At 41.5% G+C, this 16,659-nt stretch carries 16 protein-coding genes; 3 read left to right on the plus strand and 13 right to left on the minus strand.

The features are described 5' to 3' along the window. Positions 1 to 16: 16 nt before the first annotated feature. On the minus strand, positions 17 to 634 hold the full coding sequence (udk, locus tag HMJ38_RS17570) for a uridine kinase (protein WP_194975732.1): 618 nt from the start codon (positions 632 to 634) through the stop codon (positions 17 to 19). A gap of 19 nt (positions 635 to 653) precedes the next feature. Then, positions 654 to 1,223, minus strand: coding sequence for a non-canonical purine NTP diphosphatase (locus tag HMJ38_RS17575; RefSeq protein ID WP_194975733.1), 570 nt, complete (start codon positions 1,221 to 1,223; stop codon positions 654 to 656). 531 nt (positions 1,224 to 1,754) lie between these two features. Between HMJ38_RS17575 and HMJ38_RS17580 the strand changes: the two genes are divergently transcribed. Next, entirely contained in the window at positions 1,755 to 2,327 is a 573-nt protein-coding gene (locus tag HMJ38_RS17580) for an LOG family protein (protein ID WP_194975734.1), read from the plus strand. 554 nt (positions 2,328 to 2,881) lie between these two features. Here HMJ38_RS17580 and HMJ38_RS17585 read toward each other — a convergent pair. The 4 genes from HMJ38_RS17585 to HMJ38_RS17600 are packed head-to-tail and all read right to left on the minus strand — an operon-like array spanning position 2,882 to position 5,401. Continuing rightward, a complete protein-coding gene (locus tag HMJ38_RS17585) occupies positions 2,882 to 3,364 on the minus strand; it encodes a GAF domain-containing protein (RefSeq protein ID WP_194975735.1) in 483 nt (160 codons plus the stop codon). A gap of 1 nt (position 3,365) precedes the next feature. Continuing rightward, positions 3,366 to 3,551 carry a hypothetical protein gene (locus HMJ38_RS17590; protein ID WP_194975736.1) on the minus strand — a complete coding sequence of 62 codons (186 nt, stop codon included), beginning with the start codon at positions 3,549 to 3,551 and terminating at the stop codon, positions 3,366 to 3,368. 10 nt (positions 3,552 to 3,561) lie between these two features. After that, positions 3,562 to 4,602 (minus strand): bifunctional diaminohydroxyphosphoribosylaminopyrimidine deaminase/5-amino-6-(5-phosphoribosylamino)uracil reductase RibD, encoded by a 1,041-nt coding sequence (ribD, locus tag HMJ38_RS17595; protein ID WP_194975737.1) that lies wholly within the window; start codon positions 4,600 to 4,602, stop codon positions 3,562 to 3,564. Between the two features lies 1 nt (position 4,603). Continuing rightward, the gene (locus HMJ38_RS17600; RefSeq protein WP_194975738.1) at positions 4,604 to 5,401 is read right to left on the minus strand and encodes a DUF4382 domain-containing protein; all 798 of its coding nucleotides are present in this window, start codon (positions 5,399 to 5,401) and stop codon (positions 4,604 to 4,606) included. 255 nt (positions 5,402 to 5,656) lie between these two features. Here HMJ38_RS17600 and dgt point away from each other — a divergent pair, with 255 nt between their 5' ends. Then, positions 5,657 to 7,009, plus strand: a complete 1,353-nt coding sequence (gene dgt / locus HMJ38_RS17605) for a dGTP triphosphohydrolase (protein ID WP_194975739.1) — start codon at positions 5,657 to 5,659, stop codon at positions 7,007 to 7,009. Between the two features lie 2 nt (positions 7,010 to 7,011). Here the strand turns inward: dgt and HMJ38_RS17610 are convergent, their stop codons facing one another. Together HMJ38_RS17610 and HMJ38_RS17615 are read right to left on the minus strand one after the other, a co-directional pair. Further along, positions 7,012 to 8,097 (minus strand): metallophosphoesterase, encoded by a 1,086-nt coding sequence (locus HMJ38_RS17610; protein WP_194975740.1) that lies wholly within the window; start codon positions 8,095 to 8,097, stop codon positions 7,012 to 7,014. Between the two features lie 64 nt (positions 8,098 to 8,161). Further along, positions 8,162 to 9,250: a metallophosphoesterase gene (locus HMJ38_RS17615; protein WP_194975741.1), complete on the minus strand. Its 1,089-nt coding sequence runs from the start codon at positions 9,248 to 9,250 to the stop codon at positions 8,162 to 8,164. Positions 9,251 to 9,392: 142 nt separating this feature from the next. Between HMJ38_RS17615 and HMJ38_RS17620 the strand changes: the two genes are divergently transcribed. Then, positions 9,393 to 10,388, plus strand: a complete 996-nt coding sequence (locus HMJ38_RS17620; protein ID WP_194975742.1) for a D-alanine--D-alanine ligase — start codon at positions 9,393 to 9,395, stop codon at positions 10,386 to 10,388. 305 nt (positions 10,389 to 10,693) lie between these two features. Here HMJ38_RS17620 and mnmD read toward each other — a convergent pair whose 3' ends face one another. From mnmD to HMJ38_RS17645, 5 genes are all read right to left on the minus strand, one after another. Continuing rightward, positions 10,694 to 11,395 (minus strand): tRNA (5-methylaminomethyl-2-thiouridine)(34)-methyltransferase MnmD, encoded by a 702-nt coding sequence (gene mnmD, locus HMJ38_RS17625; protein ID WP_194975743.1) that lies wholly within the window; start codon positions 11,393 to 11,395, stop codon positions 10,694 to 10,696. 1 nt (position 11,396) lies between these two features. Further along, entirely contained in the window at positions 11,397 to 11,879 is a 483-nt protein-coding gene (ispF, locus tag HMJ38_RS17630) for a 2-C-methyl-D-erythritol 2,4-cyclodiphosphate synthase (protein WP_194975744.1), read from the minus strand. Between the two features lie 301 nt (positions 11,880 to 12,180). Next, the gene (locus HMJ38_RS17635; protein WP_194975745.1) at positions 12,181 to 13,416 is read right to left on the minus strand and encodes a M16 family metallopeptidase; all 1,236 of its coding nucleotides are present in this window, start codon (positions 13,414 to 13,416) and stop codon (positions 12,181 to 12,183) included. Between the two features lie 52 nt (positions 13,417 to 13,468). Next, a complete protein-coding gene (locus HMJ38_RS17640) occupies positions 13,469 to 13,675 on the minus strand; it encodes a cation transporter (RefSeq protein ID WP_194975746.1) in 207 nt (68 codons plus the stop codon). 280 nt (positions 13,676 to 13,955) lie between these two features. Beyond that, on the minus strand, positions 13,956 to 16,148 hold the full coding sequence (locus tag HMJ38_RS17645) for a heavy metal translocating P-type ATPase (protein WP_194975747.1): 2,193 nt from the start codon (positions 16,146 to 16,148) through the stop codon (positions 13,956 to 13,958). Positions 16,149 to 16,659 lie beyond the last annotated feature (511 nt).

A 16,659-nucleotide genomic window follows, 5' to 3' on the forward strand; every position in this document is an offset into this window, starting at 1 on the left:
TCCTCTTTAGATTTTTTTATTTGATTTTCGATCTCAAATAATTTCTAATCAAATCCAAAGCCCTGTCAAAATTACTGTTGTTCGGTACAATGATGTCCGCATCGTGTTTGAAAGGCTCAATGTATTTTTCATAAGTTGGCATCACGTGCATTTCATATCGGTAAAGCACATCATCCAAATCATAGCCTCTTTCTACTTTATCACGTACTATTCTTCGCTTTAATTTGATGTATTCTTTGGCATCTATAAAAACCTTCAAGTCCAGCAAGTCCGCCAGTTCGGGATAATACAACACAAAAATCCCCTCTACCACCACTACCGGGGAAGGAGCAAACTCCAGTGTTTTGGGTTTTTTATTGGGATTGTTGAAAGTATACTCTTGGCGATAGACGGTTTCTCCGCTTTGGATTTTTTTGATGTCTTCAGCATACTGAGAAAAGTCAATGGAATTTGGGGTGTCAAAATTGTGGACACCCTTTTCGTCCATAGGCTGCTGGTGTCGGGGTCTATAGTAATTGTCCTGAGAAATCAAACAAACCTGCCCAGGTTCAAAAGAATGTAATAATTTGTCCAAAAAAAGTGTCTTCCCGGAGGCGCTACCTCCTGTAATTCCTACAATAAATGGTTTGCTCATGGAGGCTAAAATTAATAAATTATTTGAGAAAGTCTGCCAAAGCCTTCACAGCTTTGCCTCTATGACTGATCTCATTTTTTTCCTCCATGCTCAGTTGGGCAAAAGTCTTGTCATAATCATCGGGCCTAAAAATCGGGTCATATCCGAAACCTCCCGATCCTATTAGTTCATGGATGATCTCACCCTCAGCAATTCCCTCAAAAGCATATTCTTTCCCTTCTAAAACCAACGCAATGACTGTTTTGAACTTGGCTTTTCTATTGGATTGACCCTTCATATTTTCCAATAACAATTCAATATTGCTGGAATCACTCCTCGGTTCACCGGCATATCTTCCGGAATACACTCCCGGTTCGCCATCCAAGGCCTCTACTTCCAATCCGGTATCATCTGCAAAGCAATCAACTCCATAATGTTCGCGAACATACCGGGCTTTTTGAAAAGCATTGTGATGGAGGGTATCCCCAGTCTCGGGCAGTTCTTCATGACACCCTATTTCTTCCAGAGAAACAATAGTAAAATCAGGTCCAAGAGCAGATTTTACTTCTTCAATTTTCTTTTTATTGTTTGTAGCAAAGCAGATTTTCATATTCCCAAAAATAGAATTTTAAAATTATATATACATTGTAGAATTGACGGTAATGATGTAAGTGATCTGGTTTCCTTTGCTTATTGTGGCTGAAGTTGAAAGTCCGAAGTAGGAGGTTGACGCGTCATTGCGAGCCTGCCTGCCGATTTTGGTAGGAAGCACTTGGGAAACTTTGATATTTTGAACAGTCCTTACTGCGACGTGGCAATCTCATTGGATGAAGGGGTGAAACAAATTAAAAATAATAAAAAAAGTGTCAAGTAATTACAGGACATGACATAGCCCGAAATGACAGTTTAACCATCTATTGATTTAATTTACACCTATACTTATACTGATAAGAAATTGGCTTCTAAAAATACATTGCGGTTAAATTCTTTTCGGATTATCCAGCTTCTTATACCCAATTCAAGAATTGATTATATAATTTTCCCAACTTCGGACTTCGGACTTCCATGCATTTCATAAAAAAAGTGTATTATTAAAAATAAAGCGCTGAATCAATTTAAACTTCTTCAAAAAACCCCAAATATGAAAAAAATCACTGTTTACTGCGGATCCAATAAAGGTAAAAATCCGGCCTATGAACAAGGTGTTCTGGCATTGGCCAAGGAAATGATCAAAAGAGATTTGGCTTTGGTCTATGGGGCAGGGAATGTGGGTTTGATGGGGGTAATCGCTGATGCTATGCTGGTTGCCGGGAAAAAGGTTTACGGGATTATTCCCCAAAAATTGGTTGACATTGAGGTGGCACATAATGGATGTACCGAACTTACCGTAGTAGAAACCATGCGTGATAGAAAATGGCTGATGGCCGAGCGGGGTGATGGTTTTATTGCCATGCCGGGAGGTATTGGCACCTTTGAGGAGCTATTTGAAATCATGACACTCAACCAATTGGCCTACATCCAAAAACCTCTAGCCCTGTACAATGTCAATGGGTATTATGATGGATTGATTGCATTTTTGAGCCATGCTGTACAAGAGGGATTTTTACACAAAGCGCAATTGGATCTGTTGATTGTGAGCAGCAACCCTGTTGAGTTATTGGATAAAATGGCAGGATTTGAGCCAAAGTCCATTGAGAAGTGGGAGGTGAAGTAGTCTCAGTAGGCAGTTTTCGGTAGGCAGTTCAGGGTACGACAACCTTTGAGGTCTTTTTTTAGACCTTGAAGGTTTTTTTGATAGTAAAGGTATAAACAATGAAAGTCCTGTATACTGGAAAGACCTTCGAGGTTTTGGAAACCTCAAAGGTTTTTTTGATAGTAAAGGTATAAACAATGAAAGTCCTGTATACTGGAAAGACCTTCGAGGTTTTGGAAACCTCAAAGGTCAGGTGCCGCTAACCTTTGAGGTCTTTTTTTAGACCTCGAAGGTTTTTCACCTTGAGCAACTTAGGAGGTTTGTTTATTATTAGTAAGTTTTCAGTGGGCAGTTACATCAGGTTACTCGTCATCCCGAGTCTTTAACATTTTTAAAATGTTCAGAAAGGGAATGACATCGAAGCTGGCAGCAGACCTCTCCTGACGTCGAGGTGACAAGGCAAAGTTCTGTAATAGATTTGAATGCTATTTGTAGTTCTGTACCATCAATTTTCAAATCTGTCATTGGTAGTAATGAAAATTGACATTTACAGAAAAGAAAACGGCATTCAGTAATTAAACACTTTCATCTAAAAGCTGCATCAACTTTTCCAAATAGGTGACATCATCCTGATCAAAATCATCAAGCTTGTCACTGTCCACATCAAGGACTATCCAAACCTTGTCTTCTTTGAATCCCGGAACGACAATTTCTGATTTTGAAGCCGAACTGCAGGCAATGTGGCCGGGAAATGCATCCACATCCGGGACCAATTGTGTTTTGCCATCTTTCCATGCGGTACCGCATACCCCTTTGCCAAAAGCAATACGGGCACAGGCCACAGGCCCCTGAAAAGGGCCAAGTACCAATTGTTCACCTTTGACCAGGTAAAACCCTACCCAAAAAAACCCAAAAGCTTCTTTCAAAACTGCGGCCACATTGGCCAAGTTGGCATATAAATCTGTCTCAGAAGAAATCAAGGCTTCAATTTGAGGAAGGATTGCTTGGTATTTTTCTGCTTTGGTCGCAGTGGTAGGTATGTATATAGTTTCAGACATTCTACTTAGTATCAATTAAATTAAAAAATCTTTCTTTTGCTTCGATAAGCGTGATGGTCTTTCCATCCAAAGAATCTTTCATTCCAATTTCAACTTTTTGGATGAAAAGCAGTCTTTCCACCAAATCCTCAATATCAAACTCATTTGGCATCTTTTCCAAGATTTCCTTAACCTGTTCTTTTTTCATTATCTCAGAATTATATATCCAAATTTAAACTATTTCTTGAAATTATTAGCTTGTCTTTCATAATGTCAAGATCTTCAATTTGAATTCTATTTAGTTGGGGTGCCGGAATACCACTTCCAAATTGAACCTGTCCGGTAAAAACCCTAGCCTCATCCCAAAGGTTCTCCTGAATAAATTTATTCAGCAATTGGGCGCCACCTTCCACAATCAGACTTTGGATTTTTCTTTCATACAGATCTTCCAGGATTTCACCAATATTGAATCCTTCAGGAAGTTTGACATGTTCCAGATTATCTGCCTTTTGTGTCTTAACCTGATTGTAACATAAAGTTGATTGGCTTTGGTCGAAGAGATGTAGACCGGGATCAAGGGTCAGTTTTCGGTCAACTACTATCCTGATGGGATTTTTCGCTACCCACTCACGTACATTCAATTGAGGGTTGTCATATTTGGCAGTCAAAGTACCTACCATAATGGCATCTTCTTCTGATCTCCATCGATGGACCAATTGACGACTATAGGGATTGCTGATCCATTTGGAATCATAATTTTCTCTGGCAATAAAGCCATCTTTGGTCTGAGCCCATTTCAGGATAACATAAGGACGCTTCTTCTCCATAAAAGTAAAAAACCTCTTATTCTGCTCCCTTACCTTTTTATCCAATACACCTGTAACTACCTCTATTCCCGCATCTTTTAAAATCTGAATGCCTTTGCCCCCTACAAGTGGGTTGGTGTCTACTGTTCCTATGACTACCTTTCTTACCTTTTTCTCCACCAAAAGATTGGCGCAGGGGGCTGTTTTTCCCCAATGGGCACAAGGTTCCAATGTGACATATACCGTGGAAAAAGGAAGCAATTCAGGATTTTTGAGGGATGATATGGCATTAGGTTCTGCGTGGGCTTGGCCATATTCTTCATGATAGCCCTCACCTATGATTTCATCCTTATGGACAATCACACAACCAACCATTGGATTAGGGCTGACAGAACCTAAACCCAATAAAGCGAGTTCCAATGCCCGAAGCATATATTTTTCGTCCTGACTCATGTTATGGAATTGGCCGGAGATTTATTTCTCCCAGTTGGGTTCTCTGACGAGGTTCAACAAGGACATTGTTTACTGTATCGGGTAAAAAGCTATCGCTAAAGGGATAGATAAAAACCGTTACCTCACCATTTAATCCCCTGATCAGAAAATTCCCTTGAGGGTTTTGGGTAGTACTGGCGAGGGTATCAAGACCCTGAATGGCAAGTATCAACGATTTTTGGGTCTGAGGACGAATGATGCCTGCAATGTCCCCCGTGTTGATGCTGGAGAATGCCCTGAAATCAGGGGCCAATAAAAACTCACCTTGAGTTCCTCCTGTGAACAATATAGATTCCAAAGTATTGAAATCAATAAAAATATCATGGGAAATACCGCCATCTAAAGGAATACTAACAGGCATAACAGGGTTTTCAGCAGCGTTATCTACAAACCTTGGCACAAACCTATCACCTCCAAGGATGACGTAGTTATCATCACCCAAGCTGAGTTTGAGCTCAGTAATGGCACCCACCAAAAATTCCCCTCTACCAATCAGATATTGTCCGGTATTGACCAAAGTGGATAAGTTGGCCTGTTGATTGGCCTGAAGGTTCGATAAAAAAACCGCCTCAGCATTATCCTGCCCCCTTGTTCCGGTTACTTGTACCTCCACTCCCAATATTTCGATTCCCACTTCCTCAAAAAAACCAGGAGTACCTACCAAGAAAACATTGACAAGGGCAGTGGACCTTTCTTCGGTACCTGAACAGCCAAAATTTAGGTACAGGAGCAATAAAATAAGCAGTTGTTTGATTTTCACATTTCAAAAATAGAAAAGATAGAGGAAAGATAAGTTAATATATCGCTTGAATAAAAAAAAAGCCCAGGAAGCCATGTCCTGAGCATATACGGGGAACTAAAGTGTCACCATTTGTCACCCAAAAAATATTAATCTTCAGATATAGTTGGTTCAATTTTCATTCAATAATTAATCAATCATTGTGCCAATTCGGCTTCTCTATATTTTTTTCACCCAAGATTAGCCTGTAAACAATTAGCTTTAGTAATTTTGGCCATGATGCAATGGGAAAAATTATTGGCCTCGGGAAGATTTGATCCGACCAAAAAGAAAAGTACGGTACATGATTCTTTTAGAAGTGAATTTGAAATTGACTACGATAGAATCATCTTTTCTGCACCTTTTCGAAATCTCCAGGACAAAACACAGGTATTCCCTTTACCTGAACATGATTTTGTCCATACCAGACTGACTCATAGCCTCGAAGTCTCCAGTGTTGGCCGGTCTTTAGGCAAATCAGTCGGTGAATACTTGGTGGATAAATATCCCGACCTATTTGAAATTGGTATCCATTCCTCAGACATAGGGGCAATTGTAGCTGCCGCAGCGCTGACCCATGATATTGGCAATCCGCCTTTCGGTCATGCGGGAGAGGAAGCCATCTCCGATTTTTTTAAACACCATCCCTATGGAATAGTCTGGCAGGGACAGGTCAAACCTGTAGAATGGACTGATTTATGCAATTTCGAAGGTAATGCACAAGGATTTCGCATGTTGGTGGCACATAATAATGGATTGAAGCTTTCCTATGCCACGTTGGCTTCCTTTACCAAATACCCCAGACCCGCACAGGTATTTGAAAGGGATAAGAAAAGGCGAAGCCAAAAGAAATTTGGGTTTTTTGCTGATCAGATACAAGACTACGCCCACCTGTCGAAGGTTTTGGGATTGGGTAAATCCAGTCCGGAATGTTGGTCGAGACATCCTTTGGCGTTTTTGGTGGAGGCTGCAGATGATATTTGTTACAGTATTATTGATTTGGAAGATGGCTGCACCTTGGGTTTGGTTTCTTTTGAGCAGAGCAGAGACCTGATGGTTGAGATCCTCAGAGAAAGATTCAAGCCTGAAAAGCTAGAAAAATATACTACCCAAACACAGAAACTTGCCATCCTGAGGGCAATGACCATCGGGAAGTTAGTGGAGGAATGCGTCATTGCATTTTGTCAAAAAGAGGAGGAGATGCTGACAGGAGATTTTGATCAAGCACTTACGGAAATTATTCCTTCTGCCGCAGCGCTGTCCAAAATATCTGATCTTTCTGTTCAAAAAATCTATCGCTCAAAACCCGTTCTGGAAAAAGAAGCAGCAGGATTTCAGGTTTTGGAGGGTTTACTTGAGGTTTTTTCTATGGCACTGAATCATAAGTTTTATCAAACAGAACTTTATTCAGGAAGAGACAAAAGTATCCTGAGATTATTGCCCGAGGATTTTCCTTTGGAAGGGTGGGGAGAACACGTCAACCCATATCCCATGCTGCGGGCTTTGATTGATTTTATTTCAGGAATGACAGATAAATATGCTTTGGCACTTTATAGAAAAGTAAAAGGAATTAGCTTGCCTGGGGCTTAAACTCAAAATTGGATTCTTTCCCCATCCTTAAGTCCTCGGTAAAGCGTTCCGTTTTCTACAATCAGCACCTCACCATCCACACCGTTTTTGACACTGGAATCCACTCCGATAACTTTACCTCCAAAATGGCTGCTGACAGTCTCAAAGGAGGTATGCCCAACTATGATATGTTTTGATTTGAAATAGGCTAAAATTTCATCTACAGCTGGATCGCTGATTTCTCCCTGATTGAAATAGCCACGATACCATACGGGGCCATTGGATTCCATCAAAAACCAAAAATCATCTTCTTTTTTCTCTTTAGGAGGATAAGGTCCCAAGATATTTTCAAAAAACATTTTATTGACACTTTTTGCGGTCATCTTTCTTTGTATTAGTTCGGGTGATATTCCGGCATGAACAAATAATAAATCATTGATGGTAGTGATGGCGGGTCTTTGACGAATCCAATGGCCCAATACGGAATTGAAGCCATAGAGCTCTCCTACAGTAATCCCCATGATTTCAGCCGCTTTTACATACTTTTCATGTAGATACCTCAGGTCATCCCGGGTAACCATCAGTTCATGGTTACCGACCAAAAAATGAAGCTTTCCGCCGGCTTTCAGGGCTTGATTTTCAAGCTTGTAGGCAAGCCACAATATTTCGGTTACTTTATCCCCCCGGTCCATAATGTCCCCATTGATGACAAGATGGCCTTTGCCAAAATTCCAGTTCAGTTTTTCGTTGATTACTCCATGGTTTTTCAATAATTCGACCATGAGGTCATATTGGCCATGGATATCGGAAATCACAACAATATTTGAAACGCCCTTATATTTTTGAGCGGTGCGTGGTCTGCTGATCAAGTTGCTTCTGAACAGGTCTGTATCCACGCCCAATCCCAATTCTTTATCAGGAAAATCCACATTGATGTCTTCTTCCGTTTTCAATTGTCCATTTTCTACCCATTTGGCATTGAAGGCACCGTCTTGCCAAAAAATATAAGGTCCTTCGGAAACCGGACCTTTGATTTCCTGAGCTATTACGCTGGGTAAATATGCCAACGATAAAAAGAGTAAAAGAAAAATTTTGAAGTATTTCTGCATAGGACTTGATTAAAGATAGGAAGATTTTATAATTATCTCCAAAGAAACCACTGAGTTAATTGCATCAGGGAAATTTAAATCTTATTCCATTGATTGAACCACGAAAGAGTTCACCGTTTTCAATGATCAATATCTCCCCACCCCTGCCGTTTTTGATGCTGGAATCCACAGCCAATACCCTACCACCAAAAAGAGGAGTGATCATGTCTACCGAAGTATGGCCTACAATTATTCTTTGGGAACCAAAATAATCCAAGATATAGTCTAAATCAGTCAGATTGATGTTATTTTCATCAAAGTAACCCCTGTACCAAATCGGTCCTTTGGGACTGGTCAGGAATGAAATGTCCTTGCTTCTATCGCTGCGGTTTTTGGAGGGATTCAGAATATTTTCATAAAACAGCTGATTCACGTCATGGGCAGTTAATTCCCGGTCTACAAACTCCAGAGAGATGCCTGCATGTGTTATCAGAAGGCTGTCAATGCTTATGATGACAGGTCTTTTCCGTAGCCAGTTGCCCAATACAGATTCATTGTCGTGCATTTTTTTTACTGACATTTTCATCATCCTTGAGGTTCGGACATATTTTTGATTCAGGTACCGTAAATCATTTTCCAGCAACATCAGTTCATGATTGCCCAATAGGAAATGGAGTCTACCCCCTGCCGCTATGGCCTGATCTTCAAGAATATAGGCTAGCCACAAGGCTTCTGTAACTTTATCTCCTCTTCCCAAAATATCACCATTGATGACCAAATGTCCTTTTCCAAAACTCCAGTTCAGTTTATCATCAATAACACCATGGCTTCTCAGCAGTTCGACCATGAGGTCAAATTGACCATGAATATCTGAGATAACAACCAATTCTGTGACCCCTTTGTAATTTTGATAAAAATCAGGAGTCTGCTGCATTTTCTTTTTTACTAATACCGGATCCAAGTGAAGACCAAATTCACTTTCTATAAATTCAGGGCTTAAAGACTTATCGCTTTTGGAAGTCCCGTTGTCAATCCAATTTACCTGTAATCGGTCCTCCTTTAGAAATATATATGGACCAGTGGAGAAACTTGGTTTCTGCGCAAAATTGTTTTTTGGTAAAAAGACAAATAATAGGATTGCTATTAAATTATTAAAAATGAAGGATTTGGTCATCTTGTGAAGATAGATTCTTTTCAGATAAATTTCAAAACAAAAAATCATACGTATTAAGCTTGGCTTACGCTCACCATTATTTTTTTTGAAACTTCAATGTTGCAGATGTAAATCAAGTAGGGTTTTTTTACATTTACGTCCTATGAAGAAAAAAATAGCTATTGTTACCGGAGGCTATACCGGAGAGTCGGTGGTTTCGCTCAAAAGTGCTGCTGTAGTCGAAAAAACCATCGATACGGATAGGTATGATGTTTTTAAGATTTTGATATATCCGCACAATTGGTATTATGAAACAGCAGCAGGAGAAAAAATTCTCATAGATCTGAATGACTTTTCTATTTTATTAAATGGTCAGAAAATCACATTTGATGGAGTTTTTAATATTCTGCATGGATCGCCGGGAGAAGATGGGAAATTGGCCGGATATTTTGATCTCTTGGGAATACCCTACACCACCTGCGATGCACTGACTTCTTCGATTACCATGAACAAGGGTTATACCAAGGCAATTGTTCAGAATATTCCCGAACTGTTTGTGGCAAGGTCTGTTCAGCTATTCAAAAACTCTGAAGCAAATACAGCTAAGATCTTAAAAGAGCTTCGCCTACCTTTGTTTATCAAACCTAATAATGGTGGTAGTAGCATTGGTATGAGCAAGGTAAAAGTCCCTAAAGAATTACAGGAAGCATTAGACAAGGCATTTGCGGAAGACAGTCAGGTTTTGGTAGAAGAATTTGTAAGTGGTAGGGAATTTTCCATAGGAGTGTATCACGCCAAAGGTAAAACGACCGTCTTGCCCGCAACCGAAATTGTCAGCAGCAAAGAATTTTTTGATTTTGAGGCTAAATATTCTCCCGGGGTGACTGAAGAAATTACACCAGGAAGGATGAGTGAAGAGGAAGTAAATAGAGTTAACCGGATCATTGAAAAAGTTTACACCAAACTTAATTGCAAAGGAGCTGTTCGGATTGATTATTTTCTGGAACACGAAACAGATAAATTTTATTTCATTGAAATCAATACCGTTCCCGGCCAAACCGAAACCAGCCTGATTTCCCAACAGGTCAGGGCCATTGGCATGGAAGTCAGGGATTTTTATAATGAACTGATTGAGGAGATGTTTGTGGAGGAGACTTGAGCCGTGAGATGTTAGATATTAGAAACAAAGGCTGCCCCGAGTATTGGGGAATCAAGACGGGAGAAACGAGACCTTTCTGCCGACAGGTAGGAATTAGAGACGAGAGTTTAGAGACAAGAATAACTGCCTGCCCCAGATTGGGGTGCAAGTGAGAGTTAAGAATCAAAAAATAAGGCCTATAGACTTACGAAAGCTCATTTACATGAAGGCACCCTACTTCTAACTCATGTACTTAACCTTCACCCACAAAGCCAATTCTAAAACCTACCTTCCGATAGGCAGGTCTAAAATCTAAAATCTACCCTTCATCCTTCTTCCATTATCCTTCCCTTCACCCCCCTCACCATTTCTTTTTTCCCGGGAGGGCCGGGGAGGGTTTCGACTTCCAGGCCGAGGTCTTGTAAATCCCGTTTCAATTGCCCTTTGGCACAGTAAGTTGTAAAAACCGCACCAGGGTTCATGGTGTCAGTAACTTTGGCCAGTATTTCTTTGGTCCATAGTTCGGGTTGCTTATTGGGCGCAAAGGCATCAAAAAAGACCACATCAGTAGGGTAGAGGACGGCTTCTTCCAAAGTCACAAGGTCTTTTTTCATATTAAAATACTCTGAAATTATAGTCCCTTCATTCCAAGGTGCGGTATGCAACCTATTGAAATAAGAAGCATAATGGTATATACTCGTATCTACTTCTGTATAGTTGAGCTTGGAATAAATCTCTTTTTCCAAAGGAAATGGTTCAATGGTATGGTACAGAACCGGAACCTTATACTGTTCGGCCCAAACCAAAGTTAACCAAGCATTAAGCCCTGTTCCAAATCCTACCTCAAATATCCGGATAGGGTACCTTTCAGGATTACGCATGTGCCAAGTCTCCAGACCATACAGCATAAATACATGGATGGATTCCCGGTAAGCCCCATGAAAAGAATGATAGCTTTCATTCAATTCGGGCAGGAACAAGGAATGTGAACCGTCTTCAGTGGTGATGATCTTTACTTCCCGGGACATCTTATATGGTATAAATTAATGCCACACAATAAGCAGAGACTCCCTCTTCCCTGCCCACAAAACCCAAGTTTTCTGTAGTAGTAGCCTTAATGGAAATATTTCTTTCCTCAACCTCCATGACCTCGGAAAGGCATTTTTTCATGGCCACGATATGCGGATTGACTTTAGGTATTTGGAGACAGACTGTGGTGTCAATATTGCCAACTTCATAGCCCTCATTCCTGAGTAGAAGCATTACCTCTTTCAAAAGTATTTTACTATCAATCCCTTTATACTTCGGGTCTTTATCCGAAAAATGGTAACCGATATCCCGGAGATTGGCTGCACCCAACAAGGCGTCACAGATCACATGGATCAGTACATCTGCATCTGAATGGCCTACAGCCCCTTTTTCATGTTCAAGTTTAATGCCCCCAAGCCAAAAATCATATCCTAGCTGTAGCTGATGAACATCGTAACCGAAACCTATTCTGAAGTTTGACATTTTGAATTTAGATTTTAGTCGTGAGACATGAGACGTGAGACTTGAAAACCTTTGGGGTTTTTAAAACCCCGAAGGTTTCGCTTAAGGAGGATCAAAACCTGCCCTGAGTCAAAGGGAGTTCACAAACAAGAACCAAAGCCTGTCCCGATGAAAATCGGGGAATCAAGGGCAAGGAAATAAGAGCCACAGCTTAGCCCAATGCATATCGGGAAAACAAGAAACTACACTTTATTACCAATTCTCCAATTTTTCTAATAACCCATACTTGGTTCATTGTACTTGGTACCTTGTACAATTATCCTTAAGTCCCCTTATAATACAAAACCGACGAATTCTCTTCCCTCAAGATATTTCTGGCCCAATCCAGTATTTGATCTGCCGGGATTTGGGTTTTCTTTTCGTATTCAGTTTGGTACAAATCCGCATCGCCCAAATGGGCATAATAGGCCAAACTCATTGCCCTGTTTAGAATCTGTACCGACTCATAGGTTTTCATGGCTTCTGCCTGATTTTTGACCTTGGTCAGGGTTTCATTGGAAATGCTGGACTCCAAAAAAGCCTGAACCACTTCATCCAATGCCTTCTCAGCATTTTCAGCAGTCTGACCTTTTTCCATTTTTCCTGAAAACACCATCAGTCCCGGATCAACAGTCCCATAAATATAGGCTCCTATAGAGGCAAAGATATTACCGTTTTTTACCAATTGCTGTTCCAGAATGGAAGAGCGGCCGAAGCCAATGATATCCGTGATCAGATCAGATTCCAAGTAACCATCCTGCATTTTGGCAGGCATATGATATACCTTGTATAGCGCATCCGTAGGGACATCCGCCTGTACTGTAGCTGTTTTTTTGCTTGCTTGCGGCAATTCCTGATTGATGGTTTTCTTGGGAATTTGCCCGGATGGAATGTCTCCAAACCATTTTTCGGCCAAGTGCTTGACCTGTTCCAAAGTGACATCCCCTGCTACCACCATGACGGCATTGTCAGGACGGTAATGGGTGAAATAGAATTCCTCCACATCTTCACGCTTGTAGTTGATGATGTCTTCAAGGTTAGCACCTATGGTCGGCCATTGATAGGGATGCGTGTCATAGGCAAGCTTCCGGATATGGTGATGAACATCGCCATAAGGTTGGTTGAGGTACCGTTGTTTGAATTCCTCAATGACCACTTTCCTTTGGGTCTCAATGGTTTTTTCACTGAGATTGAGTTGGAGCATCCTGTCGGATTCCAGCCAAAAAGCCGTTTCAATATTGGCAGCGGGAAGGGTAATGTAGAAGTTGGTAATGTCTGTATTGGTGAATGCATTGCAGGATCCACCGACTTTTTCCAATGCCGTGTCAAAAACAGGAACATTTTTGGAACTGCCGAACATCAGGTGTTCAAAGTAATGGGCCAAACCGGTTTTGCCTTTGATCTCGTTTCGGGAACCTACTTTATACAGGATATTCAATACGGCTATCTTGGTGCCGTGGTCCTCATGGACCAGTACCTGCAGGCCATTATCCAGTACAAATTTTTGGTAGTTGATCATCGAAAATTTTGGGCAAAGCTAATAAATTAAAGCAAATTTGGCTTGAATTGTTTCAGGAAATGATTTCTCCCTTATAGCCTGATTTTTCCAGGGCTTCAACTACTTTACTTTGATTCATTTCACCAGTCACGGTCAGAATCCTTTCAGGATGGGTAAGATCCACTGTCCAGGATTCAGCAGATAATTTTTCCATTTCAGGAGTGATGGCTGCTACACATGCGCCACATTTTACGTTTGTTTTGAATTTTAAGGATTTCATTTTCTTTGAATTTAGACGTTAGATTTGAGACATAAGACGTGAGACAAGAGCCGAGAACCTAGAGACGAGAAGTGAGACAATTGATTAAAGATAAGGTTGGTGCAATTTTTAATGATGCTAACTGAAGTAGTAGCGATGTCTAGGCAAATTGGCTTTTCCTTGTCACCTCGACGTAGGAGAGGTCTATTTGCCAAAGTTAGGGAAATAGATTTCTCTCCCTTACTTTTTCGGGATACCAAAGACAGATTTGGAAATTCCCTCTCGGCAACCCCATTCCTACCTACCCCCTCCTCAACCTCAGACTATTCCCCACCACAGACACGGAACTAAGCGCCATGGCGGCACCTGCGAGCATGGGATTGAGCAGGAAGCCGAAGGCGGGATATAAGACGCCCGCGGCAATCGGAATGCCAATGACATTATATATAAATGCCCAAAACAGATTTTGTTTGATAATACTGACTGTTTTTCGGGTCAATTGTATGGTTTTGGGGATTTGGTTCAGATCGGAATTGACCAAGGTCACCTCTGCTACCTCCATGGCAATATCCGTCCCATGGCCCATAGCTATACTCAGGTCTGCAAGACTCAAGGCTTCGCTGTCATTGATACCATCTCCGGCCATGGCGACTTTTTTGCCTTTGGCCTGTAGGTCTTTGATATAACTGGCCTTGTCCTGGGGAAGCATTCCCGAACCGAACTCCTCAATTCCAACCTCTTTTGCAATCCAAGCAGCTGTCATTTGCTGATCTCCCGTCAACATGTGAACATCGATTCCCATGCTCTTTATTTTCCGGATGGCTTCTTTTGAACCTGATTTGATAGGATCAGCTATTTTAAAGACTCCTAAAAGCGCTGTATCCTTTGCCGCTAAAACCACCACAGCACCTTGTTGAAGATATTCTTTAGATCTCTCTATGATTTCAGCATTGATTTCTACGCCTTCTTCTTCCAGCCATTTCTGATTGCCTATCCTGTATGCACTTTCTTCAGATTTTCCCCAAACGCCTTTGCCTGTGGTACTTTTAAATTCGAGTAGGTTTCCCGGTCTGTGCTTCTCTGAGAGAAACTGACTGATGGCTTTGGCCAAAGGATGTTCGCTTTTGGATTCAAGGGCTAATAAATATCCCAAATCAGCAGGCTGAATGTTGTCTGAAAAGTAAGATTCAGTGACTTTGGGATTACCTTCAGTGATGGTGCCTGTTTTGTCAAGAATCAGGGTATCAATTTTTTTTCCTTTTTCCAGGCTTTCAGCATTCTTGATCAGTATACCCATTTCGGCACCCTTGCCCATGGCGGTCATGATTGCAGTTGGTGTGGCCAATCCCAATGCACAGGGACAGGCGATGACCCAAACGGTCACCAAAGCCAACATACCCCTAAGCCAGGAATCTTCTACGCCACTAAAGCCCCAAATAAAGAATGTCAGCAAGCCGATCAAAAGGACTATCGGTACAAATATCCCTGCTACCTGATCCACTAATTTTTGCACGGGGGCTTTGGAACCCTGTGCCGCTTTTACCCGAAGGATAATTTGTGACAATAAGGTATCGTTGCCCACCTGCAATGCAGTAAACTCGAAACTTCCTTCCTGATTGACAGTGCCGGCAAAAACCTTTGTCCCCTTTTCTTTCAAAACAGGTAATGGTTCTCCGGTCAACATGCTTTCGTTGACATAAGAAGAACCTTGCAGTACTTTGCCGTCTAAAGGGATCTTCTGTCCCGGTTTGATCAGGATCGTTTCACCGGCTTTTACTTCTGAGGTTTTTTTTATGATTTCAGAGCCGTTTTCCAAGACCACCAATTCCTGGGGCTGTAATCCCATCAACTTTTTCAGTGCAGCACCTGTCCCGGCTTTGGCACCTGATTCCATGGTTTTGCCTAAAAGAATAAAGAAAAGGATTACCGCAGCAGCCTCAAAATAAACATGGGGTGCTATTCCTCTTTCGAGCAGGAATTCGGGAAAAAAGGTATTAAAGGTGCTGTATAAATATGCAATGCCGGTACTGAGCGCCACCAAGGTATCCATATTGGCCTGTCTGTTTTTGGCCAAAAGCCATGCCTGCTTAAAAAACTGATTCCCAAACACCAGCAAAATTGGGGTCGTCAATGCCCACATGATGTAATTCCCATAGGGCATATGCATCCAAAACATGCCGATCAGGAATACCGGTAAAGCAAGGATTCCCGCCCATAGGGTCTTTCTTTTTAACTTTTGGAAGGCTTCTTTTTGAATATTTTCAAGATCTTCCTCCTGAATGTCCGCTATCAATAGGTCATAGCCGCTTGCTTTGACTTTTTGCTGGAGATCATCCAAAGACACTTCCTGATCATCCCATTCCAACCAAGCAGAATTGTTGGCATAGTTCACAGATGCTTTTTTCACACCCGGGTTGTTGGACAGTGTCTTTTCCACACTGATCGCACAAGCCGCACAACTCATTCCCGTAACAGGTATTTCTTGTTTTTTCATTTTTTAATTTTAGACGTGAGATATGAGACGTGAGATATGAGATATGAGACACAAGAGCCAAGAGCCAAGAACCAAGAGCCAAGAACCAAGAACCAAGAGCCAAGAACCGAGATTCGAGAGCCAAGAGCCAAGAGCCAAGAAGCGAGATACGAGAACCGATTCCGAATTCTTCGCCAATGTGAATGTCTCCACTCACATCATGAGGTTTCGTCATTCTCATAAGTTCTCGGGCTATCTAGGCCAGATTAATTAAACCCTATCAGGGTTTTTGGAAACGCTCATTCTTAATTTTACTTCCTCCGGGTTTTACCCGGGGCAAATACCCTTCGGGATTGAATCCCTATCGGGATTTCCATCAAAGCTCTTCGTCAATGTGAGTGTCTCACCCTTATTCCAACACTGACTCCGTACTTGGTACTTCTTACCTTGTACAATCCTAGCGTTACAAACGCCCAACTCAGCGTCAGGAAGCCAGAGTCTTCGGACAACGAACCCTTATCCCAACACTGAC

The organism is Aquiflexum lacus, assembly GCF_015476655.1.
Taxonomy (GTDB): Bacteria; Bacteroidota; Bacteroidia; order Cytophagales; family Cyclobacteriaceae; genus Aquiflexum; species Aquiflexum lacus.